The organism is Rossellomorea pakistanensis (genome assembly GCF_016908495.1).
GTDB lineage: Bacteria > Bacillota > Bacilli > Bacillales > Bacillaceae_B > Rossellomorea > Rossellomorea pakistanensis.
The window spans coordinates 294,902-318,011 of record NZ_JAFBDZ010000003.1 but is presented as its reverse complement, the minus strand read 5'-3'; the positions used below and the strand labels follow the sequence as shown (position 1 = coordinate 318,011).

At 35.0% G+C, this 23,110-nt stretch carries 22 protein-coding genes and 2 riboswitches; of the genes, 7 read left to right on the top strand and 15 right to left on the bottom strand.

What is annotated here, in order from left to right; all coding sequences use genetic code 11:
• Position 1: 1 nt before the first annotated feature.
• Positions 2 to 1,588, bottom strand: a complete 1,587-nt coding sequence (locus JOC86_RS15470) for a bifunctional metallophosphatase/5'-nucleotidase (protein WP_205173818.1) — start codon at positions 1,586 to 1,588, stop codon at positions 2 to 4.
• Between the two features lie 442 nt (positions 1,589 to 2,030).
• On the opposite strand from JOC86_RS15470, the gene JOC86_RS15465 reads away from it, so the two are divergent.
• The gene (locus tag JOC86_RS15465) at positions 2,031 to 2,762 is read left to right on the top strand and encodes a ZIP family metal transporter (RefSeq protein WP_205173817.1); all 732 of its coding nucleotides are present in this window, start codon (positions 2,031 to 2,033) and stop codon (positions 2,760 to 2,762) included.
• Between the two features lie 10 nt (positions 2,763 to 2,772).
• On the opposite strand, the gene JOC86_RS15460 is transcribed toward JOC86_RS15465, so the two are convergent.
• From JOC86_RS15460 to JOC86_RS15435, 6 genes are all read right to left on the bottom strand, one after another.
• Positions 2,773 to 3,018, bottom strand: a complete 246-nt coding sequence (locus tag JOC86_RS15460; protein ID WP_205174244.1) for an aspartyl-phosphate phosphatase Spo0E family protein — start codon at positions 3,016 to 3,018, stop codon at positions 2,773 to 2,775.
• Positions 3,019 to 3,710: 692 nt separating this feature from the next.
• A complete protein-coding gene (locus JOC86_RS15455; protein WP_205173816.1) occupies positions 3,711 to 4,244 on the bottom strand; it encodes a 1,2-dihydroxy-3-keto-5-methylthiopentene dioxygenase in 534 nt (177 codons plus the stop codon).
• A 14-nt stretch (positions 4,245 to 4,258) separates the two neighbouring features.
• Complete coding sequence (locus tag JOC86_RS15450) at positions 4,259 to 4,885, bottom strand: methylthioribulose 1-phosphate dehydratase (RefSeq protein ID WP_205174243.1); 627 nt, start codon at positions 4,883 to 4,885, stop codon at positions 4,259 to 4,261.
• 2 nt (positions 4,886 to 4,887) lie between these two features.
• Complete coding sequence (locus tag JOC86_RS15445; protein ID WP_205173815.1) at positions 4,888 to 5,553, bottom strand: 2-hydroxy-3-keto-5-methylthiopentenyl-1-phosphate phosphatase; 666 nt, start codon at positions 5,551 to 5,553, stop codon at positions 4,888 to 4,890.
• A complete protein-coding gene (locus JOC86_RS15440) occupies positions 5,550 to 6,749 on the bottom strand; it encodes a 2,3-diketo-5-methylthiopentyl-1-phosphate enolase (RefSeq protein ID WP_205173814.1) in 1,200 nt (399 codons plus the stop codon). The genes JOC86_RS15445 and JOC86_RS15440 overlap by 4 nt, the downstream gene beginning before the upstream one ends.
• Positions 6,750 to 6,837: 88 nt before the next feature.
• A riboswitch (SAM riboswitch) is annotated at positions 6,838 to 6,945 on the bottom strand.
• A gap of 55 nt (positions 6,946 to 7,000) precedes the next feature.
• Positions 7,001 to 8,179: a pyridoxal phosphate-dependent aminotransferase gene (locus JOC86_RS15435; protein ID WP_205173813.1), complete on the bottom strand. Its 1,179-nt coding sequence runs from the start codon at positions 8,177 to 8,179 to the stop codon at positions 7,001 to 7,003.
• 115 nt (positions 8,180 to 8,294) lie between these two features.
• On the opposite strand from JOC86_RS15435, the gene JOC86_RS15430 reads away from it, so the two are divergent.
• The 3 genes from JOC86_RS15430 to mtnA all read left to right on the top strand — a co-directional run bounded on the left by JOC86_RS15430 (position 8,295) and on the right by mtnA (position 11,713).
• A complete protein-coding gene (locus tag JOC86_RS15430; RefSeq protein ID WP_205173812.1) occupies positions 8,295 to 9,080 on the top strand; it encodes a carbon-nitrogen family hydrolase in 786 nt (261 codons plus the stop codon).
• Between the two features lie 121 nt (positions 9,081 to 9,201).
• Positions 9,202 to 9,355: riboswitch (SAM riboswitch) on the top strand.
• Positions 9,356 to 9,459: 104 nt separating this feature from the next.
• On the top strand, positions 9,460 to 10,659 hold the full coding sequence (mtnK, locus tag JOC86_RS15425) for an S-methyl-5-thioribose kinase (RefSeq protein ID WP_205173811.1): 1,200 nt from the start codon (positions 9,460 to 9,462) through the stop codon (positions 10,657 to 10,659).
• Positions 10,660 to 10,663: 4 nt separating this feature from the next.
• On the top strand, positions 10,664 to 11,713 hold the full coding sequence (gene mtnA, locus JOC86_RS15420; RefSeq protein WP_205173810.1) for an S-methyl-5-thioribose-1-phosphate isomerase: 1,050 nt from the start codon (positions 10,664 to 10,666) through the stop codon (positions 11,711 to 11,713).
• A gap of 106 nt (positions 11,714 to 11,819) precedes the next feature.
• Here mtnA and JOC86_RS15415 read toward each other — a convergent pair whose 3' ends face one another.
• From JOC86_RS15415 to JOC86_RS15405, 3 genes are all read right to left on the bottom strand, one after another.
• On the bottom strand, positions 11,820 to 12,404 hold the full coding sequence (locus JOC86_RS15415; protein ID WP_205173809.1) for a DUF2087 domain-containing protein: 585 nt from the start codon (positions 12,402 to 12,404) through the stop codon (positions 11,820 to 11,822).
• Between the two features lie 131 nt (positions 12,405 to 12,535).
• The gene (locus JOC86_RS15410) at positions 12,536 to 13,000 is read right to left on the bottom strand and encodes a methylated-DNA--[protein]-cysteine S-methyltransferase (RefSeq protein WP_205173808.1); all 465 of its coding nucleotides are present in this window, start codon (positions 12,998 to 13,000) and stop codon (positions 12,536 to 12,538) included.
• Between the two features lie 12 nt (positions 13,001 to 13,012).
• The gene (locus tag JOC86_RS15405) at positions 13,013 to 15,172 is read right to left on the bottom strand and encodes a PAS domain-containing sensor histidine kinase (protein ID WP_205173807.1); all 2,160 of its coding nucleotides are present in this window, start codon (positions 15,170 to 15,172) and stop codon (positions 13,013 to 13,015) included.
• Between the two features lie 198 nt (positions 15,173 to 15,370).
• Here JOC86_RS15405 and JOC86_RS15400 point away from each other — a divergent pair, with 198 nt between their 5' ends.
• A complete protein-coding gene (locus tag JOC86_RS15400) occupies positions 15,371 to 16,423 on the top strand; it encodes an acyltransferase family protein (protein WP_205173806.1) in 1,053 nt (350 codons plus the stop codon).
• A 352-nt stretch (positions 16,424 to 16,775) separates the two neighbouring features.
• Positions 16,776 to 18,527, top strand: a complete 1,752-nt coding sequence (locus tag JOC86_RS15395) for a B12-binding domain-containing radical SAM protein (RefSeq protein WP_205173805.1) — start codon at positions 16,776 to 16,778, stop codon at positions 18,525 to 18,527.
• Positions 18,528 to 18,652: 125 nt separating this feature from the next.
• On the opposite strand, the gene JOC86_RS15390 is transcribed toward JOC86_RS15395, so the two are convergent.
• The 3 genes from JOC86_RS15390 to JOC86_RS15380 form a co-directional block, all read right to left on the bottom strand.
• Positions 18,653 to 18,796, bottom strand: a complete 144-nt coding sequence (locus JOC86_RS15390) for a hypothetical protein (protein ID WP_205173804.1) — start codon at positions 18,794 to 18,796, stop codon at positions 18,653 to 18,655.
• Positions 18,789 to 18,956 carry a hypothetical protein gene (locus JOC86_RS15385; RefSeq protein ID WP_205173803.1) on the bottom strand — a complete coding sequence of 56 codons (168 nt, stop codon included), beginning with the start codon at positions 18,954 to 18,956 and terminating at the stop codon, positions 18,789 to 18,791. Before JOC86_RS15385 ends, JOC86_RS15390 begins: the two co-directional genes overlap by 8 nt.
• A 99-nt stretch (positions 18,957 to 19,055) precedes the next feature.
• The gene (locus tag JOC86_RS15380; protein ID WP_205173802.1) at positions 19,056 to 20,405 is read right to left on the bottom strand and encodes a TrkH family potassium uptake protein; all 1,350 of its coding nucleotides are present in this window, start codon (positions 20,403 to 20,405) and stop codon (positions 19,056 to 19,058) included.
• Positions 20,406 to 20,703: 298 nt separating this feature from the next.
• On the opposite strand from JOC86_RS15380, the gene JOC86_RS15375 reads away from it, so the two are divergent.
• The gene (locus tag JOC86_RS15375) at positions 20,704 to 20,904 is read left to right on the top strand and encodes an alpha/beta-type small acid-soluble spore protein (RefSeq protein WP_205173801.1); all 201 of its coding nucleotides are present in this window, start codon (positions 20,704 to 20,706) and stop codon (positions 20,902 to 20,904) included.
• Positions 20,905 to 21,201: 297 nt separating this feature from the next.
• Here the strand turns inward: JOC86_RS15375 and JOC86_RS15370 are convergent, their stop codons facing one another.
• Positions 21,202 to 22,140, bottom strand: a complete 939-nt coding sequence (locus JOC86_RS15370; protein ID WP_239587633.1) for an anti-sigma-I factor RsgI family protein — start codon at positions 22,138 to 22,140, stop codon at positions 21,202 to 21,204.
• A 98-nt stretch (positions 22,141 to 22,238) separates the two neighbouring features.
• The gene (gene sigI, locus JOC86_RS15365) at positions 22,239 to 22,988 is read right to left on the bottom strand and encodes an RNA polymerase sigma factor SigI (RefSeq protein ID WP_205173799.1); all 750 of its coding nucleotides are present in this window, start codon (positions 22,986 to 22,988) and stop codon (positions 22,239 to 22,241) included.
• Between the last annotated feature and the right edge of the window lie 122 nt (positions 22,989 to 23,110).

Genomic DNA, 23,110 nt, shown 5'->3' with positions numbered 1-23,110 from the left:
GTCAATTGTGTCCTTTTCCATTTATTACAACCTTCCAATTATGATTCACTTCTGCTTTAATCTCTTTATGTTCAAGAAAATAATTTGCCAATAGCTCTGTCATATCAATTTGTACTTCCCTTACTATTTTCTTTCCTTGGAACATTCGATATTCACCACCGCCTCCTGCACGGTAATTATTCATGACGACTTTGTATATTTTTTCTTTATTAATCGGCTCACCCTTAAAGCTAAGGCTCACAATTCTGTCTCCAATGGGACGTGCAATATCCATCACATAATGAATCCCTTCCCACATATCATAATTATAGTGCTGAGGTTTAGGTGTGGAGAATTCTGGATTTATAGCGATTGTTTCATCATCCTCAACCATAAAATAGGAAGCGGATCGTTCCAGTGCCGCTTTTATATCTTCCCCGTTGATTTCTAGAACCGTTAGTGTGTTAGGATAGATATAATTTGACACAATATCTCTCATCGTTACGTTTTTCGGAAGTCCTCTTGCTGTATTATTAAATAAAGCAGTATTTGATATTTCTACTTCAGCAGCATGCATCTGAACTCTATTAATAAATTCAACAAGCGGATGTTCCTCAAGTCTAGCTCTAAAGGGATCTGCTATGGTCATGTCCCCCATTATTCTTCCAATTGGCTGGTCTAGCCATTTCTGTGCTTCTTGTTCATAATAATAAGCAAGATTTACTATTTCGTTATCAGTCACTTCTTCTGATATTGAAAGAATCTCTGCTTCTTTATGAATGAGTTTCCAAGAATCACTTGTCTTTTCCAATTCTAAGTCTACTTTCGCCACACATTCTCCGTTGAAACTAGGTTGAACAACAACTACTCCATTTATTTCTCCGGAAAGCTTTCTATGCTGATGGCCTGTTAAGAGTACATCAATTCCATCTACTTCCATACATATTCGATACCCTTGATTTTCTCCTGTTTCCTTCTCAGTTCTTTCACCTGTTGAAAGATCTTTTTCAATTCCGCCGTGATAGGAAACAATCAACAAGTCTGGATTTTCTTCCTCATGAATATATCGTACCCAACGTTTTGTTGCATGTAAGGCATCTTCAAAATGGACATCTTTAATATGACTGGGCTTTTCCCAATTAGGGATATAGTGAGTCGTTACCCCCAATATTGCCACCCTCATTCCACTATCAAAGGATTTGATAATATAAGGTAATCCAAAATATGTTTCTTTTGTCGAGTGATGAACAATATTAGCGGAAAGCCAAGGAAAATTTGATTGACTTACAGCTTTTTTTAAAGTGGCCATACCATAATTAAACTCATGATTTCCAATAACAGCTGCATCATATTCTAAATGATTAAGTATTTCGATCATCGGATTGGACTGTTGATCCATATTTTTAACATAGTGATATGTAAGGGGTGTTCCTTGTATGAGGTCACCATTGTCTATTGTGATAACATTTGATTGTTCACGTTTAATCCTTTTAATAAGTGATGCAGCTTTTGCGAGTCCTAATGATTGTGGTAGATTTGTTCCATAATTAATAGGATATACATTACCATGAACATCACTAGTTTCAAGAATGGTTATTTTTGTTTTCATTCCAGGGCCCCCTTTAATTAGTCTAGTATGTCTATTTTAACAAAAAACCGAATGGAAGTACCCTTATAATTGGTAGAGTATATCATTTGACCTTAATTATTCTTTTCACGAATAAAGATGAAAAAAAAGCTTTCCGAAAAAGGTTCTTGAACCATTCTTCGACAAACATATAGAAGTGCAACAACTAATGCCTCTATATATAGTCGATATGATATCCTAACCTTTGTTTTGGACAGCCTCTCTAGAATTTAACGAGTTCGTTTATGACTAAGGTTTTATTTCTATTCCATTTCTTTAAGGATCATGTTAAAACTTTTTCTTCTATATCTAATTCATGGTATATTGTAGAAAGATTTTAATAATTATTATTAGTAAGTGGATCATCATTTTCTATAATGAGTACATAAGAAGTATCAATTTTTTGGAAGGATCTGGGACAAACATGAGTCAGGTATTAGTCGGTAGCACGTTGTCTGCACTTTCTACAGGAGTAGGTGCATTACTTATTCTTTTTCTACAGGGTACAATTACACATAAGTGGAGAGATATACTTCTTGCCTTTACAGCGGGGATTATGATGGCTGCTTCTTTACTCAGCTTAATTCCTGAGTCACTTGCAGCAGGTGGGATACTTCCACTTCTAATAGGAATTTTCTTAGGTGTATTAACACTTACCATCATGGAAAAGTACATACCACATATCGACTTAGAACATTCACGAAAAGGTATTGAGATTGACGAAAAAGCAATGTTAATTGTAGCTGCAATCACATTACACAATATCCCCGAAGGACTTTCTGTTGGTGTGAGCTATGCAGTTGAACAGTCCGAAACGGGGAACTTAATTGCATTTGCAATTGGACTTCAAAATGCACCTGAAGGGTTCCTCGTTGCATTATTTCTCATGAATCAAAAGATAAAAAAGTTTAATGCTTTTATCATCGCTACTTTAACAGGTGCCATCGAAATCGTTACCGGAATATTAGGATATTACTTAACTTCGTTTGTAAATTTCCTTGTTCCGTATGGTTTAGCTTTTGCAGCTGGTGCTATGCTGTTTATCATTTATAAGGAGTTAATACCAGAGAGTCATGGTGATGGAAACGAAAGAAATGCGACCTTCTCCTTTATTATTGGAATTTTGTTCATGATCATTTTAATTGAAAGTCTTTAGAAGATGACTGCTATACATAATCAGCGGTCTTTTTTGATTCAGATTGAAATAAAAGAACCGACCATTTACCTTTCTTATCGTTTTTACTTTGATATTGCTGATACAGATTTAATAGTTTGTCTAATTCTTGGCTACATTCGACTGTTTGTTTATCTGTAAATCCAAATTTTCCACCTAAAAATATCATTTGTGATCTCTTTTTTTTAATTTTATTTACTAGTATCTTTTTTCTTAAGCTTGAACAAATAATCACCATAATAGACCCCTTTATATTAATCTTTTCGAAAACCGTAACAATCATTACTTAGGTATTATCACAACATTTAATAGAAAAGTAAATAGATTCGCAAAATTAGACAAATAAAGTTAAAAGAACAACTTAATCAACAATATCCCTCCAAATGTTCGACAAAAATTACGGTAAAACGAATCTGTTTATTTAGAATATTCAGTTTTATATTCCGGTAATCTATGAAAAGTAAGAGGTAAAACCAAGGGTTCGATATGCAAGCAGTCATGATCATATCGAAAAAGGTATATGATTTCTCAGGGTTAAAACGAGGAGCTAATTCAAAGATAATTGCTACCTAGATCAACCGAAAAGAATATTGAGTTTATAAGAGACAGTTTATACCCTAGTTTGTTCAGTTTGATCCTTCATCAGCGTTATGAAGGACAGTCCCTATCTAAATATGTATAGTTTTGTCCTTCATCGAAAATGATTCGCCAACGAGCGACATTGACCACTAGTTACCGCACATATTTCAAACTAAACAACAAGTATTTCCTTTTGATAGAAATCATATGAATGAGAAATCAGATCAAAAGTATGAAAAACATTAATTTCATAACAAAAATGAGCGTGAATTCCTGTTTGAATTCACGCCTTCAGCATAATATGCACCCAGAATCAAAACCTGATTCTCATAATGCCAACCTCTTGATTTTTTAAGCATTCACATTTTTTTCTTCGTATATCGGAACCCACCCCTCTTGTGTCACAAAAATCCTTACTGCCACAACTTGACGATCATCTGATAATGTAAAATAATGACGAACATTTTCTGGAACAGATATGAGATCTCCAGGATTTAAATGAACCTCAAAAAATTGGCCGTTCTTCCCCTGAATAACAAAGACTCCGTGACCGTTTACAATAAATCTAACTTCATCATCTGTATGATGATGTTCTTGTTTAAAATTCTTCAAAAGCTCATCTAGATTCGGGGTAGTATCTGAAAGAGAAATAACATCCCATGCTTTATAACCTCTTCTTACTGATATGTCTTTGATTTCTGCTTGAAAAACAGATAATATCTCTTCTTTTTCTTGATCTGATAATAAGAATTTTCCCTTAAGATTATTAGGTAATTTTTCAATATCCCAATGCTCATAAATAACACCTTGATTTTGTAGAAATTCTACAACATTGTCCTGATTGTTGATTACTGTCTCAGTACCTTGAATTTTAATGATTGTCATTATATTTCCTCCTCTTAATTGAATAATTCCATTCTTTTCGTTTGTAGAAGTGTAATTTTATATTGAAATAAGAATTCACATGCCTCCAGGAGCTTTTTTGCTTCAAAGCCATTCTTTCCCCAGACGGTTATGCCGTGATTTCTTATTAATACTGCTCCATGATCTTCATTAACATGTAGACCAAACTCTTCTGCGAGCCGAGGAATATGGGCGTAATTATAAATGATCGGAATGGTTAACGAATCTTCCTGTCCCCACTTTCCCCATGCTTTTATTAATTCCTGCTCCTTAAAGGTTACTTCCCTCTCCTCACTGAACAATTCTGAGATAACATTATTTGCAACAGTATGGACATGCAGACAACACCCTGCTTTACTTTGTTGAAAAACTTTACAATGCAACAGCGTCTCTGCTGAGGGTTTTAACGTAGTCTCCTCTACAGGTAAACCGTTTTGTTCAACTAGTAAAAAGTCTTCACTTGTTCTTTTACGTTTATCTTTACCACTAGCTGTAACAAGAAAGGACAAGGGGGAATTCTCAACTTTTATAGCAAGATTTCCGCTAGTTCCCATAAACCAGTCCCTTTGTGCAAGTTCATCTTTAATATCGGCTAATTCATTCCATTGATTTTCGTAATTCATTTTCACTTTTTCACCCCCAAACTCTTTTCCAATTCACTTTTACAATCAAAAAAGGTTTCGAATCGTGAGTAAGGAAGGGCAAGTTTATCACACTGTTCTGCAAGGAAGTCTCTGGCAAAAATATAATCTGCGCATTTTGCTGCTTCTAAATCGGTAATCGAATCACCAATGACGATGACTTCATAATCCTCTGTATTCATTCTTCTAATGACAGACGGTTTACAGCATCCACAACCTTGATTTGAACACTGTTGATCACATGAATAAGGCCATTGTATCTGAATATTCCCGCCGCTAAATTCTGCTTGGTTGCAGTAGATTTCAGATGGGTCAAGATGATCCTCCAATAACTTGTAAACAAAGAAATCTATTCCTCCACTTACGACGTAAAAAGGGATTTGGTTTTTTTTTACAAATGTAAGGAATTCCGTAAATCCTTCCCGAAATCTACTATTCTGGTTTAAATAATCAATAATGTTTTCTTTTAAGTCTGAGGATAATAGACTAAACATTTTCCCTACCCCATCTTGGATGGAAACTTCTTTTAAGAATATCTGATCTTTTATCGCTTTCCACCCAGCTGGTGCAAATTTATTCATAATCGCAATAATATTATCTGACTCTGTAATCGTTCCATCAAAATCACAAATAATCATTGGATTTCTCATTTATTTATTACCTCCACACTCCCCCAAATTTGAAGGGCTTCAGCTAACTCCAAGTGGTTTGATGCTGCCTCCTCCAGGCTTTCTCCTTTTATGGTAGCGGAAATGGCTTGATGGAAAGCAATCCCTCCACCATGAGCACCTCTTGGATGACCATGAATGCCCCCTCCTGCATTGATTACACTTTCAATACCAAAGTCATTAAATAATAATGGAACGAGTCCTGGGTGAATACCTGCAGATGGGACAGGAAATGCTTTTTTCATGCTTTCATCCTCTTGTGTTAATTCATGTGAAATGGCTAAAGCGTCTTTTTTAGGGATTGCTACACTTCCATAAGGGGAGGGAAATAATGATAAATCTGCACCGACATAACGTAATAACTTTCCTAGCAATAGCCCGTAGGAAACACCATATTCCTGTGAAGCTACAACAGCACCACTATATGAGGGATGTGCCATTATAGGGAGATTGATATTTGAATCTTCCCGTAATTCCTGAAGAACGTCTAACCCATAAGTAAATACATTAAAAAGTAAAGCATCGGCCCCAAGCTCTTTGGCTCTTATCGCTTTCTCCTTTAATTCAAATGTTTTTCCTGTTAAATTTACTGCATACACAGTTCTTTTTCCCGATTCGGAGTATACTTCTTCAAGTATTTGTTTCCCACGGATAATCCTTTCATCAAAGGGCGTCAATTCATTTTCAAAGAGGATTTCATCATCCTTAACAAGGTCGACTCCACCAAGTGCTTGTAACCTTAATTGATCCTCCAATTCATTCATACCTCTACCGATCACACCTTTGAATATACTCATTAGCAATGGACGGTCATAAACATTTGTCAGCTTTCTTATCCCTTCAATTCCGAACCTAGGACCAGGAAAATGCTTCTTCAACGAATTCGAAAATTCTAAATCTACAAGTTTAATCTTTCCGTCCAATGAAAGCTTACCAAACACAGTTGTTAAGATAGCTGGAATGTCAGGAGAAAAGTTCACTGCTGGATAGGCAATTTTAACCTCACCATTTTCATTAATGGAATGGACTCTTCCCTTATGTTTTTTAAGCTGCTCTTGTTTTAAGCTAGGGAGGTTAGTCCACGAACCAACTGTTAAACCAAGTGCTATCCCTTCTGCTCTCTTTTCTAGATTTGTAAGATTACTAGAAAGTTGATATGTTGCAATTATTTCACTCATATATAAGACCACCTTTTAGGGATTAATCCACGACTTCACTAATAAACCAAAAAAACCTCTTCGATAAGAAGAGGTTTAGTATCCAATCTTCTTATCTCTCAGCTTAATTTGCTGCAAGAATTAGCACCGTGCTTTCTAATGAAAGTCGGTTGCCGGGCTTCGACGGGCTGGTCCCTCCACCTGCTCTTGATAAGAATTATAAAGTTATTTTTGTTTGTGAAATTAATTTGGATTATGACATCAATCTATGGTTATGTCAAGAATATTCCTAACTTTCGGATTCTAGATATAGCTTCTTTTATCCGTTCCTCTGATGTCAATAAACCTACCCGGACATATTGACCACCATACTCACCAAATCCGATTCCTGGAGCAACGATCACTCCTATTTCTTCTAAAAGAAAATCAGAGAAAGTCTCTGATGTAAATCCTTCAGGTACTTTTAACCACGCGAAGAATGAACCTTTAGGGGCTGTTACATTCCAGCCAATCTCATGTAGTCCAGAAATTAGAAGATCTCGTCTGCTTTGATATGTCTCGACTAGGCTATCTATACATTCTTGGGGTCCTAATAATGCTTCAGCCGCAGCCTCTTGAATGGCTCCAAATATACTTACATATAAGTGATCTTGGATAAGGTTAATGGCTTCTATTACACTTGGATTTCCAATGGCAAAACCGATTCGCCATCCAGCCATATTATAGGATTTCGACATCGTATAGATTTCTATCCCAACATCTTTCGCACCAGGAGTCTGAAGGAAGCTAATCGGTTTATGACCATCAAAACCTATCGCACCATAGGCAAAATCATGAACAATGCATAAATCGTGAGTCTGGGCCAGTTGAATCGTTTCATTGAAAAAATTCAGATCAGCGATAGCACCAGTTGGATTGTTTGGATAGTTCAAAAACATGAGCTTCGCTTTTTGAAGAATTTCTTCTGGAATATTGTCATATTGAGGTAGGAAAGAATGCTCCTCTTTTAAAGGCATCATGTGCATCTCTGCCCTTGCCAAAGCAACACCTGACCAATAATCTGGATAACCTGGGTCAGGTACAAGGACAGTATCTCCTGGATTCAATAAACACGGGGGAATTTCTACTAATCCACCTTTTCCTCCAAACAAAACGGCTACCTCTGTTTTAGGATCAATGTCTACATCATACTCACGTTTGTAAAATGTCGAAACCGCTTCCTTTAAATAATCATGACCCCTAAATGGTGGATATTTATGGTTGATAGGCAGCTCAGAAGCAATTTTCAAACGGTCTACAATATGTTTAGGTGTTGGGGAATCAGGATTTCCTTGGCCAAAATTAATAATATCATGTCCATCATCAACCGCTTTCTTCACCTTCTTTACTAATGAGGCGAAAAACTGTCGTGGCAAAGACTGAAGTAATTGTGATTGTTCAAAAGATTTCAATTTGTCACCTTCTCTTTTACGAAAATTTCTTTAAATTTCTAGTCACAAATGATATAACGTTAGTTAAAGAATGTAAAGTAAAAATTTTCTTACTACTCAAAAATGGAGGATGTACATGGATGTTAAAATAGCAATCGCACAAATAGATATCACTTTTGGAAATCCACAAAAAAACCGTGAAAAAGTCCAGAAATGGATTGAAATGGCTTCACTAAAATCACCTGATATCATCGTATTTCCAGAACTATGGGATACAGGCTATGATTTATCGAGATTAGAGGAAATTGCTGATTCAAACGGAGCATCTTCAATCAAGCTTCTACAACAACTAGCAAAGAAACATAAGATTCATATTGTTGGAGGTTCTGTAGCGAATATTCAAGAGAACGGAATTAAAAATACCTTAATTGTCATCAATGACGAAGGAAAGTTAATAAAAGAATATTCCAAGCTACATTTATTCCAACTTATGAATGAACATAAATATTTAGCTCCTGGAAATAATGATGGTTTATTTACCTTAATGGATTTTCCATTTGCCGCTTTTATCTGCTATGATATCCGTTTTCCTGAATGGATGAGGAAACATGTTCTAAAGGGGGCGAAGGCCTTGTTTGTAGTAGCAGAATGGCCTAGCGCAAGACTTGATCACTGGAGATCGATACTAATAACAAGGGCGATTGAGAATCAATGTTTTGTCATTGCCTGTAATCGAGTCGGAAGTGACCCCAACAATGAATTTGCAGGACACTCATTAATTATTAACCCATGGGGAGAAGTAATCGCAGAAGGAAAAGATGAAGAAGAACTTATCATTCAAGAGATTAACCTAAGTGATGTTGAATCCGTTAGGAAACGAATCCCTATCTTCACTGATCGGAGACCTGAATATTACAATTAATCTAGAGGAATTTCGATTCCCCCAAAAAAAATTGACAAATGAAGGATATGAATGATAATATTCACAACAAGCAAATAGTATTTATTTTTAAAGCGAAATATCTAACTATATATATTGCAAACTCTTATCAAGAGCAGGCTGAGGGATTTGGCCCTTTGAAGCCCAGCAACCGACTGTAAATCCGTTTATAACGGGGCGCGAAACATGCGCTAGGGGATTCCCCTAAAGGCACGGTGCTAATTCCAACAGAAAGATTACTTTCTGAGAGATGAGAGGTACGAAGACTATGTTGCTTCAAGCCTCTTTCAAATCGAAAGAGGCTTTTCTATTTGCCATTTTAGAAAAGCCTCCATCAAAAACATTATAAGGAGGAATTGGGATGGCGATAACACAAAGTAATATTTATGAATCTTTAACCGAACAAACCGCTATTGCATTAGCGATTAAACTGCGGATATTTGAGGAAGGAAAAGTCCTTTATTGTAAAGAAATTGGGGATGGGAATTTAAATCTTGTTTTCCACATTTATGACCAAGATGAGGAAAAATCGATTATTATCAAACAAGCATTACCATATGCAAAGGTAGTAGGAAAAAGCATGCCACTGACTCTTCAGCGAGCAACGATCGAGTCAAACGCGTTGAAACTTCAAGCAAGTATTGTACCGGATCTGGTCCCAAAGGTGTACTACACAGATGAATCCCTTGCCATCACGATAATGGAGGATTTAAGTCATTTAACAATTGTCCGTAGTGGATTAATAGACAATTTTGATTTCCCAATCCTCTCCAAACATATTGGAGAATTTATTGCAAAGACGCTTTACCATACTTCTGATTATGCCCTACATCCATTTAAGAAAAAAGAATTGGTCAGACAATTTTCTAACCCAGAATTGTGTAAAATCACCGAAGACCTTGTGTTTACCGACCCATTTTTTAATAGTGAATCGAACGACTTTGAAGAAGAACTCCTTCCTGATGCAGTAGAAATATGGCAGGATTTCAAATTAAAATTAGAGGTTGCTAAATTAAAGAAAAGTTTTTTAACCGAAGCTGAAGCACTTTTACATGGTGACCTTCATACAGGAAGTATTTTTGCTGATATAGAAACAACTAAAGTCATTGACCCTGAATTTTCCTTCTATGGTCCTATTGGTTTTGATATAGGACAATTCTTTGCTAATTTATTATTTCAATATATTACTAGTAAAGAAGAAAGCAAAAAAGAAAAGATCCTATCCTATATTGAAAATACATGGCATGTGTTTTCAGCCACATTTTCAGAGCTATGGAAAGAAAGCCTTGATTCCTATACAAAAGTAGAGGGTTACTTAGAATATATTCTAGATAAAAGCTTTAAAGATTCGTTGGGATTTACAGGATGTGAATTGATACGAAGAACCATTGGTTTATCTCATGTTAAAGATTTAGATGGAATTGAACATTACGACGAAAGAATTCAGGCAAAAAGGAGGACTTTAGACATTGGAAGTTTTCTTATTAAAGAAAGAAAGCAATTCTCTTCCATTGATGAGGTAATTTTCAGCTTAAAGACTTTTAGTAAAGAAAGGAGTTAGACTCATGACTAATACTATAACCATTCCAACATCAATCGAATGGCATCATGACCATTTACTAATATTAAATCAACAAAAATTACCTAAAGTGACAGAGTACATACAGCTACGGAAGATTGATGATTTTTATGAGGCCATTCTTTCCTTAAAGGTCAGAGGTGCCCCGGCAATTGGCATCACAGCTGCTTATGGATTAGCACTCTCTGCTCAACATTATTCAGTTAATAAGTGGGAAGATTTTTTACAGCAATTTAAAAATGATAAAGAATTATTAGCATCATCTCGTCCAACTGCTGTAAACCTTTTTTGGGCACTAGAACGTCTTGAAAAAAAGATTGATCAATGTATTTCTATAAATGAAGCTAAAACCCTGTTGCTCCATGAGGCGGTTCAAATTCATACAGAGGATGAAGAAACATGCAGACAAATTGGAGAATATGGTTTAGAAATCCTTACACCTGGAGCATCTGTCCTAACGATTTGTAATGCTGGATCTATAGCAACAGCTAAATATGGAACAGCTCTTGCCCCATTTCATCTTGCTCAGGAAAAAGAACAATATTATAAAGTATATGCTTGTGAGACACGACCTGTTCTACAAGGGGCGCGTCTTACTATGTGGGAGTTACAACAGTCCGGTGTCGATGTTACCCTAATTACGGATAGTATGGCTGCACATACAATTTCAAAGAAAGAAATTAACGCCATTATCGTTGGTGCTGACCGAATCGCTTCAAATGGTGATACAGCAAACAAAATTGGTACATTATCATTAGCTATTATTGCCAACCATTACGGGATACCCTTTTATGTTGCTGCCCCTTCCACTACTTTTGATTTAGCCATTAACAGTGGAGGAGAAATACCAATTGAAGAAAGACCAATTGAGGAAGTTATAGCTATTGAAGGGGTCAACATAGCACCAGAAAATTCTGAGGTCTTTAACCCGGCATTCGATGTTACTCCTTCTTCATTAATCACTGCAATCATTACTGAAAAAGGGATCATTTACCCTGATTTCAATCAAAATATTAGAGAAATCCTTGCTGGTTGAAAAGGAATTGTCCCATAATGTGCCCGGACCATTTTAATCTATATTATGAAGAAATCTTGAAAGTTTCTTCTATTTATAATATATGGTTCCAGGGCACCTTTTTCTATCAGTCAATTTTTGCCCAAAGCTCTTTAGGGTTCAATTCATAAATTCCAGCTTCTCTGAACATATACTGATTAATAATAAATTCTCTACGAATCGTTGCAAAATCATCATGAAACCTCTTAATGTACTCATTCATTGCTTTTTCTTCATATTTGACTCCTGTTTTTAACCCCTCTACCATATGCTCAAATACAAATAACTTCTTTTTTCGTTGTGCAGGGATAGATTTCAGCTTTCCATCAGGTGTGAAAAAATTATTAAGAACTTTTTGTTTTTCTTTCTCCCGATCATCGCTCATTGTATTCTCTTCCTCTCTCCACTGGGTAATGTTAAGTAATACTTGTGCGTGATGTTTCATCACTTTTTCATTTAAGTAGTAATACATCGTATTTTTTTCTCTTCTTGAATAAACAAGATTAATCTCCTTTAATTTTGAAAAATGATGAGAAATGGTCGGAGGAGTTAATCCCAATTTGCCAGCAATTGCTCCAACATGTAGTCTTCCACTAGATAAAATGTAAATAATTTTCAATCGAGTAGAATCTCCAAGCGTTTTGTAGAAAGAAACTTGTTTATTTAGCTGCATGATTAGACTCCTATCTAATTAGATTATTACCTAATTAGATAGTAGTCTAATTTGATGAGATTGTCAAAGATTATTTCTCCTTCATTGCTCAAAAAAGAACTGAACCATTAAAAGGTCCAGTTCTTTTTACTTTACTGATATTGCTTTTCAAGTGAAAGCAGCTTCTCTTTTTTGTCAATTTCTTTTCCAGCATAACCAGTTAATGATTGATTCTTTCCAATCACACGATGACATGGAATCACAATAGGAATGGCATTCGCTTTATTTGCTTGTCCAATTGCACGTACAGCTTTAGGATTTGCAATTTGATTGGCTATATCCTGATATGAACATGTTTGTCCATATGGTACTTCTAAAAGTTGATTCCAGACTAACTTTTGAAAAGTAGTTCCCTTCATTTCAAGTGGCAAATCAAATGTTTTTCTGCTGCCTGAGAAGTATTCCTCTAACTGATTCTTTGCTTGCGTTAATACAGGCAAATCACTTTCTTCTATACTTTGTTCATTCACAAATTCAATACTTGTAATTCGATTATTCTCGGCAGAAACCTTTAAGAATCCAACTGGAGAAGACACGATAATAGATTGACACACCATGGTTTCTCTCCCTTACTTTTTTGGTAAATAAATATGAAAAGCTGTTCCTGCCCCAACCTCACTCTCAACTTCAACCGTTCCTCTATGCTCTTTAATTATTTTAAAGCTAACCATTAGACCGAGTCCAGTACCTCGTTCTTTTGTTGTATAAAATGGTTCCCCCAGTTTTTTTACTTTATCCTTAGGGATACCTGAACCTTCATCTTTAATACAAATATGAATTTGCTGTTCTTCCGTTTCTTCAATGGATATTGATATATATCCACCCTTTGGCATCACTTCTATAGCATTTTTAATGATGTTAATGAATACTTGCTTCAACTGATTTGGTTCGGCATATAAAGTTGATAAATTGGATTGATAGTATTCATTGAATTGTACATTATGCATCATTGCTTGAGCATTTAATAGTTCGACGGTATCCTTCATCGTTTTGATTAAATTTGTTTCTTGATATTGAACCGCTTGAGGTTTTGCGAGAATAAGGAATTCAGTAATAATCGATTCAATTCTTTGAAGTTCAGACTTGATAACATGAAAATACATCGCATGCTGTTCACCAATACTATTTTCTAATAGCTGTATAAATCCTTTTAAAGCTGTCATTGGATTCCGAATCTCATGAGCAATCCCCGCAGCTAGTTCACCAACCACTGTCAATGTATCCGATTTCCTTAGCTGCTCCTGCATTTCCATTTGATCTGTTACATCTCGTAACACAGTTAAGTTTAAGTTAGAAAGAAGATTATATTTTGACGATAGTTCAATGTACTGTATTCGGTCATCTTCCTTTGTTACCGCCCTTAGTATATTCGCTAGGCCCTCTTCCCTTAATGTTTGAATATACGTTTGATAATCTTTTCTTTCTTCTTTTTTAATCCCAAAAATTTCTTTTACATCTTTTCCTATTAACGTATCCTTTTCTAAGTTTAATATTTTACAAGCTACAGGATTGGCGTCTACTACCTTACAATAATGGTTGGTTAGAATCATTCCATCTAAAGTTCCTTCGAATATTTTTCGGAACCTTTCTTCACTTTCCCGAAGTTCTTTCTCCATTTGGTACCTTTCACTGACATTCCTGAAAATCGTCATATTATAACCGTCAACGGAATGCAGCTTTGATGTAAATTCAAGATGCTTTAGTTGATTATTCGGCATTAGAAACAAAACTTCATCTCGAACAGCACCCGTTATTTTAAGTTCTTCCATAACGGCTTCAAACTTATTTAACTCTAAAGGATAGACAAAATCTTCAATCTTTTTGGTCAAAATATCGGAGAGGGTACATTCAAATATTTTTAAAGCCGAATGATTTGCTTTTAGGACTCTCCCATCATGATCCCACAGTACAATGGCATCAATTGCTTCTTCAAATAAATCTTTAAACAATTCTTCACTCCGCTTTAATTGAATCTCCATTTGCCTTTTTTCAGTAACATCGCGAAGGATCGCCATATGTAATTGATGGTGGACAAAAGGACTTGTTGTAAATTCTACTACCGATATTCCTTCTGCATGTTGGATTGGGATTTCGCCTCGAGCTTTTCGATTTGAATTTAGCAGCTCTCTAACTTTATCGATCTTATAGTAGAAGTTTTGTGGTACGAATGACCGAATATCTCTTTTTAACACTTCTTCTTTTTTTAAATGGACCTGTTTACTAAATGCATGATTACAATCTTGAATATTTCCCCTAGAGTCGAACAATATGATTCCTTCTGCTGCATATTCAAAAATATTTGTCAGCATATGTAATGTCATATGATCGTTACGCTCTTTTTCCTTTTCCTTCGTCACGTCGCGTATATAAAAAAGTGAATGGGGATATTTCTCCGATTTTTTTATCGTTAATTCTACATGCTTAATGACACCTGTTGAGGTAGAAACCAATGTTTCATCCTCAAGCTCTCCACCATTTTTAATAATCAATTCATATTGAGACAAAATCGGTGAAGGGACAGACTTGAAAAAAAGGTAATAAGGTTGGTGAATTAATTCAGAATGAGATACTTCTAGGAGTTGGCATGCAGAAACATTTGCCTCTAAGATCGTTGAATCTTCTTTTACAATGATTATAGGAATTGGGGATACCGATAGTACTTCATCCAGCATTTCTTTTTCTAATCGAATTGGATCCTTTTCATGCTCAGTTTTAAAGCCTTTACTCATTGTACTTCTCCTTTCACTTAGGCCTTTATTACACAATAAAGGTTGATGAGGCAATTTTCCTTGGTGAAAATTAACAGTGAATTTTCTGTTTAAAGCCTTTACACTTGGGTAATGAATAGAAAGCATATGACTTTATTTAGATAGTAAGGTTGTTTAAGGAAATGATTTACTTCAAAAAACATCAAGATGGTGATATCAATGGATAAAAGAAATAATTATTTTGACAATGCTAAATTTCTATTAATATTTCTCGTTGTATTTGGACATATCATTCGGTCATATATCGAAAGTGATCCTTTCATCCTATCTGTATATAAAACCATTTATACTTTTCATATGCCTGCATTCATTTTAGTTTCAGGATTCTTTGCAAAAGGTTTTTATAAAAAAGGATATTTAGCAAAGCTATTCAAAAAATTGCTAATTCCATACTTTTTATTTCAATTTATTTACACCATTTTTTACTACTTCCTATACAATAAATCTAGCTTTACCATTAATCCATTTGACCCACATTGGTCATTATGGTTTTTGATCAGCTTATTCTGCTGGAATGTATTATTATATTTATTCGTCAAGGTTTGGAAATTAGGTCCGCTTTATGGATTAGTACTTTCATTTGGAATTGGAATATTAATTGGATATATTGATTTCATTTCAAATTACCTTAGTTTGTCAAGAACATTTGTTTTCTTCCCGTTATTCTTATTAGGATTTTATCTAAGGAAAGAACATTTCGATTGGGTGCAAACAAATAAAGCCAGACTAATAGGAATATCAGCATTTATACTAACACTAATAGGTATGTACTTTATTCCTGAGTTCTCGGACAAATGGCTTTTAGGTTCAAAGCCTTATGGAGAACTTGATGACCATAGCTTTTATAGTCCGTTTGCAAGAATTGCTGTGTATTGCCTTAATATTATAATGGTCTTTAGTTTCTTTACACTTGTCCCAAAACGCCAGCATTTCTTTACAAAATGGGGAACCAGTACTTTATATGTCTACCTATTGCATGGATTCATCGTTAGAACGTTTCGCGAAAGTGAAGTCCAAAATTATTTTCACACTACAGAATCAATCATACTTTTACTTGCAGTTTCACTACTCTTAACGATTGTTCTTTCAACTAGATTATTCACATCGATTACTCAACCAATTATTGAAGTCAAATGGACAAAGCTAAAAAAACTTTTCATCTCATTTAAAGAGAGGAAAAGGAAGAAACAATTCCTTCAGAACCATTATTAAGCTCAAAAAATTGCAGTCGAGTGATGGCTGCAATTTTTTACATTTTATCACGAATGAACAGGCAGTATCCCCATTTAAAAGCGTAGAGGAATCGAAGACACGCAGGTAGGAAGATAACAGCCCGTAAAAGCCCGATTGGTTCCACTAACCATCAGCGGAGGATAAAGATAACTCCACTGATGGAAGTTTCACTTTATTAGTAAGTAATTCTAAAAATATTCACTAAATCCTTCTTTATTCGTCGAATTTTTCTAAAATAGTCGATAATATTGAGGTTTCGACAACACTCCGTTAAAATAGGAAAGCAGAAAGAATACTAATGGTCCTAACCATCTTGTAAGGAGTAATCATAATGAATGTTATTATAAGTACTTTAAATGCTAAATATATTCATACAAACTTAGCTTTACGCTGTCTTAAAGCATTTGCAGAGCCTGAATATTCCGTTGAAATAGCTGAATACACAATTAAAGATCCTGCAATGAACATTGTCACGGACCTCTATTCCAAAAAACCAGATGTTATTGGATTCAGCTGTTATATTTGGAATATTGAAGAAACAATTAAAGTTGTTAACATGCTTAAAAAAATCATGCCTAATGTTAGAGTCATCCTTGGAGGACCCGAAGTAACTTACGATGTAACCTATTGGCTTGACCGACTTGAAACGATTGTTGATTTCATCGTTATTGGTGAGGGCGAGGAAACATTTAAACAACTTCTTAACCAAATCCAAGGTGAACAAAATTGGTCGAAAGTAAATGGGGTCGGTTATGCTCTAGATGGAAAGCCTGTCATTAATCCTCAGAGAAATAAACTAGACCTACGTGATCTTCCTTCACCATTTCGTTTTGAAGAAGACAAATCTTCTTTATCAAAAAGAATTACGTATATTGAGACAAGCAGGGGTTGTCCATTTAGATGTCAATTCTGTCTTTCTTCTATAGAAGTAGGTGTCCGTTACTTTGATCGTGAGAAGGTAAAAGAGGATATTCGATATTTAATGAAAAATGGGGCAAAGACCATTAAGTTTGTTGACCGAACTTTTAACATTAGTCGAAGCTACGCCATGGAGATGTTTCGTTTCTTAATTGATGAGCATCTACCAGGAACAGTTTTTCAATTTGAAATTACGGCTGATATAATGCGACCGGAAGTGATTGAGTTTTTAAATAAAGAAGCACCTGCTGGTTTATTCCGATTTGAAATTGGAGTTCAATCCACAAATGATACAACAAACGAGCTTGTCATGAGGAAGCAAAACTTTCAAAAACTGACTCGTACAGTCACAATGGTAAAAGAAGGCGGGAAAATCGATCAGCATCTCGATCTCATTGCTGGCTTACCTGAAGAAGACTATAACTCCTTCCGTAAAACATTTAATGATGTCTTTGCGATGAGACCAGAAGAACTCCAGCTTGGTTTCTTAAAAATGTTACGTGGAACAGGGCTTAGAATACGAGCAAACGATCATCAATACGTATATATGGACCATTCTCCATATGAAATTTTAGGAAACAATGTTTTAAGCTTTGATGACATTGTTCGTATCAAACAAGTAGAGGATGTATTAGAAAAGTATTGGAATGATCATCGAATGGATGCAACGATTGAATACCTAGTGACTAAGTGCTTCCCTTCTCCATTTGATTTCTTCCAACAATTTGGCTCTTATTGGGAGAACCAAGGATGGTCGAGAATTGGGCATCAGCTCGAACATCTCTTTAAACGACTACACCAATTTCTATCTTCCATTAATTTGAAAGATCTTGAAATTGTTGATGGTCTTATGAAATATGATTACTTATTTAATCAGCGATACAAACCAAGAAAGCCTTGGTGGCAGCACGAAATGAGTAAAAGTGAGCGTTCTGATATCTACCAAAACATTCTGTCACACCCTGAAATTGCAGGTCCTTCATTTGCAAAGCTAGGGTTGTCTGAAAAAGAGATTTACAAACACACATTAATAGAAAAAATTAAGTGGGACCCTGAGAGAGAGGTTCAAAATGAAGAAGGCTATTATTTATTAGCCTATTTCGAGCCATCTAACGGCCAATCACAATTGTTTACACTAAATAAGGAGTTAGCAGAAAGTAGCTAATTGTTAAATGGAATAGAAACTTATCCTATCTTGATTGGGAGGTTTCTATTCCTATTTTTAATTTAAATAGGAAAGCTAGGTAAAAACCTCAAAGAGAGCCCTCAAAAGGAGCTCTCTAATTTGTATTAACAGTTCGAATCGTTTTTACGCGAATGTTTTTCATCTTTTTTAGCTTCTCGATTACTTTCTAATTCAAAATGCTTTGCGGCATTTACATCTCCAAATTCCAAACCAAACTCTTCACGATCATTTTTCTTCTTTTTACTCATTGTGTCCTCCAACCTTACCGTTCTTAGAATTTCTATTTTTCCCTTTTGCTGTATCTTCTCCATATGCAAATTCTGCAGAAAATTCTGCCTCATCTAAATTCTTTTTGGGGGTTTTATTATTTTTTTCTGCAGCATCAAATTTAGCCTTACGCTTTGTCATTTCTTTCACTCCTTCTAGGAAAATTAACTATAGTTTCTCCCCTAGAAAGGTTCTCATTCAGAAACATCTTAAACTGCTTAGAAAAACTGCCTAAAATGATTAACCAATAATTACTCTTTCTTTTGGATAATGATAATTCGATTTATATTTTTTTCCACCCATCATAAATAAGAAGGAAAGTAAACCGACCCTTCCTATAAACATTAAGATCATAATGATAATTTTTCCGATATTTGAAAGCTCTGCGGTAATCCCTAAGGACATTCCTGTAGTTCCAAACGCAGAACATACCTCAAAAACAATTTGAATGATTGAAAAGTCCTCTGTCAGCATTAGGATGACAATCGAAGTAAAGCACATAATCAACGCGAGCATGATGACAACAAATGCTTTAATGATATCACCTTGATAAATCTCTCTTCGGAAAACTTTTACCGTGTCTTTCCCTCTGGCAAAATGAATAACAAATAGGACGCTGATCGCAAATGTCGTGGTTCGAATTCCACCACCGACCGAACTTGGTGAAGCCCCTATAAACATAAGAAGACTCATAACTAACAATGTTGCCTCACTAAACTGACTAACATCAAGAGTAGCTAATCCACCACTCCTAGTTGAAGCAGATTGAAAAAGTGAATAAAAAAAGGCTTCATGCCATTTCTTGTCTGCAAAGAAATGTTGAAATTCCATTATATAGATCAAGATCGTTCCAGCGATAAGTAATAATAAAAAGGTAACCGATGTTAGTTTTGCAAATAATGAGAACCTAAAATGCTCTTTCTTCCCGGATAAAAATCCCTTAACTTCAATAAGAACAGGGAATCCGATTGCCCCAAGAGTAATTAAGATGATATGTATCATTTGAACAAAATAATCGTTTGCATACGGAACGAGTGAATTACCTGTAATATCGAATCCACCATTTGTAGTTGCAGATACTGAAGCAAACACCCCATGCAAAAAGGCTTCTTCCCAAGTTGCAAAATATCTTGTAAAGTAAATACTAAGAAGGAGCGCTCCGATGGCTTCAATTATTATCATGATTTTCAAAATTTCAATGATAAGGCTTACTACTCCAGAAAGATTAGATTGATTTTGATCAACCATAATAAGTTGTCTTTCCCTCAGCCCAATTTTCTTCCCCAGTATCAACCAAAAGAAAGTTCCGAGTGTCATAATGCCAATGCCCCCAAATTGAAGAACGAGCATTAAAACAATGACTCCACCTGTTGTATAGGTATCTGAAATGTTAATGACGGATAATCCCGTCACGCTCACTGCACTCACTGCTGTAAATACTGAGTCCATGAATGAAACCTCTATATTTGTCTGATGTACAAAAGGAAGTCGTAATAATAGAACTGAAACGGATATAGCTATAAAATAGTAACTTACAATAATTTGTGCAGGTGTAAGTCTTTTGAGAAGGTTTTTAAAACGACTGCGCATAATGGTTTCCTTTCCAACTTTTGTTTCCTTTCTATCATAAAGAAAATAAACACAGAAAAAAAGGGTTAATTAAGTATTATGAATACAATTTAACGGTTTCATTGACCAATGACTTTTATTAATTCTTAATTTTTATAATAACCTAACTTATTCTGAACATTCTAAGGTCCATATGTTTACCCATTTTTTCTCCTTTCAAAGAAAAATTACCACACATGACAATGTACCTGTGATCTAATAATAGAATTAAGTTAGTAATACAAAATTTCTAACAAACTAATGATAGGAGGAAGTTATAATGGCTAGAAGTTCAAATAAATTAGTTGTACCTGGAGTTCAACAGTACTTGGATCAAGTAAAATACGAAATTGCTCAAGAATTTGGAGTTAACTTAAGCCCTGATAGTGCATCACGTGCTAACGGTTCTGTTGGTGGAGAAATTACAAAACGTTTAGTTAAACAAGCAGAATCACAATTAAATGGGCAAAATAATCAATAAATAATCACTGGTAGAGCCCCCCCTGAGTTTTAGGAAGATAAGTAAGCCTATTCAAAGAACGAAAAGACCCTCATATCTTGAGAAATGTCTTCGCTACTCCTTTCTAACTCTCCACATGGGGACTGGAAGCCTTGGATAAGAACCTTATGAAGGAAAGGTAACTATCCCTTCCCTCATTCAAGGATTTAAAATATAAGGTTTAGGAAACTAAAGTTTACGACCACAAAGACTTTTTCCAATTGTTCCTATACACTAAATAAGGGTGGCCCATTTAATTATTGGGTCACCCTTTTTAGGTTATTCTTTATTTTTATTTCCCGCACCATTGTTTTCATTCATATTAGGCTGGTGATCGGGATCAGACTTCTTCCCTTGATTATTTTTTCTCTCCTTGTTTTTCCCCTTATTTTGAGACCGTGCTTCTTTAGTTTCTTCTGCTTCCTTAATAGGGTGATTCATACCTCTTCCATTGCTCTTCTGCTCGGTTCGTTGAGGATGTGCCTTCGGTTTTGAATGGCCTCGATTCTCATTCTTTTTTTGAGAAGGATGACTTTCGTGATTTTGTTTGCGATCAGTTATATTTTCTTTCTTATCATTAGGGTTGGCTGGTATATTTTTCTCCCTATCCTTCTGTGACTCATCTTTCATTTTAATGTTTTTATTAGGTTGTTCTGAGTTCTGGGGTTCTAACTTCTCATCAATATAAGATCTAATAGAAACTCCATTTTTGTGGGCTTTTTTTCTAATTTCTTCGGTAGAATGTTCAACAGTGATTTGCTTATGATACTTATTCTTTAATGCAAAATTATTTAATAAATGATCAAAAGCTTCTTTTTGCTTTTTATTTATTTTTTCTGTAAAGATGGAAGTGATCATGATTTTTTGATTTAACAAATATCCATTTTCTTTACTTTTTAAAATTATTTCAGAGGTAACCTCTGTTACTGTATTTCCTTTCCAGTGCTTTAATTGAGATAGTATTTTTTTGCCATCGAGATTATATGGAATAATATCAATTACTTCATGATCACGATTGATGCTCATCTCAAGACTAGGATTAATATCAACTGAAACATAAGCATAAACTTCATCATTTTGGAAAAGAGATAGCATCAAGGAAAGACAAAGCATTAATGCAGCAACGGCAACGACTGGAAGCAGTAAGTATTTCTTAATGCCTTTTCTTTTTTCTCTTGTTCCTGTCATCGGAAAAAAAATTGTTTCTTCTCCTATCACATACTGTTGATTACTATGTTTCCTCCCCTTCAAAAAGTCACCATCAGGAGTCATTAGAATCAAATATTCATCTCTCACCTCAAAAATAATTCCCTTTTTCATTTATTTATCCGCCCTTTTAAGTAATCCCTTAAGAATACATACTCTCCCATGATAATTAATGATATCGCGATAATATATTTTCTATTTCTCTCTATAGTTTTTCGACTTACAGAAACCATCTTTTCTAATTTTTTTAATGGAAGTCTTTTTTTCTCTAATAAATAATCTCTAATTTCAGCAGTTTCGACAATTTTTTCAGCAATCGCGATTGCATTCACGCGAGCGTCTTCATGCTTTGGCGATTGTTCTAAAAGGTCATCTAGTGTGAGCTTATACTGTTTTAATTCATTAACAAAAGTGCGGATTTCCTCTTGTCTTTCGCTAATCTCGATTGTTTTATCATATTCTTCAATTGATCGGTTACTTTCTATTATTGACTGTGGAGCATCTAGTTCATCTTCATGAAGATCTAAGCTTATAGCTTGGTTCTTTCTTTGCTTTCTTATGTAGTCAATCACTTTTCTTTTAATAATGACTTCTGAGAAGCTTAAAAGGGAAGCCCCCTTCTCTTTTTTATAATTTAAAATAGCATCATGAAAAGCAATTAAACCAATACTAAACTCATCGTCGCTTTCATAGATGTATCGCTTGCAAACTGATGAAACGGTTTTCTTCACAAAAGGCTTATATGAATCAAGGACCTCTTCTAAAATATTGGTATCACCATTTTGAATTTTAAGGGCTGCTTCCTCTAATGGCTGACCTTTTTTCCGCTTACTAGCTATAAATAACAATAAATTTAGCATCAGCCTCACCTCGTTTCGCACACTATTATATCATGTCTCTTTCAACTTTCGATGGAAAAATGCGGAAAGTGGGATAAGGCTTTACTTTAAACACTTTTTTAAACGAGCACTCCTTAAATGCT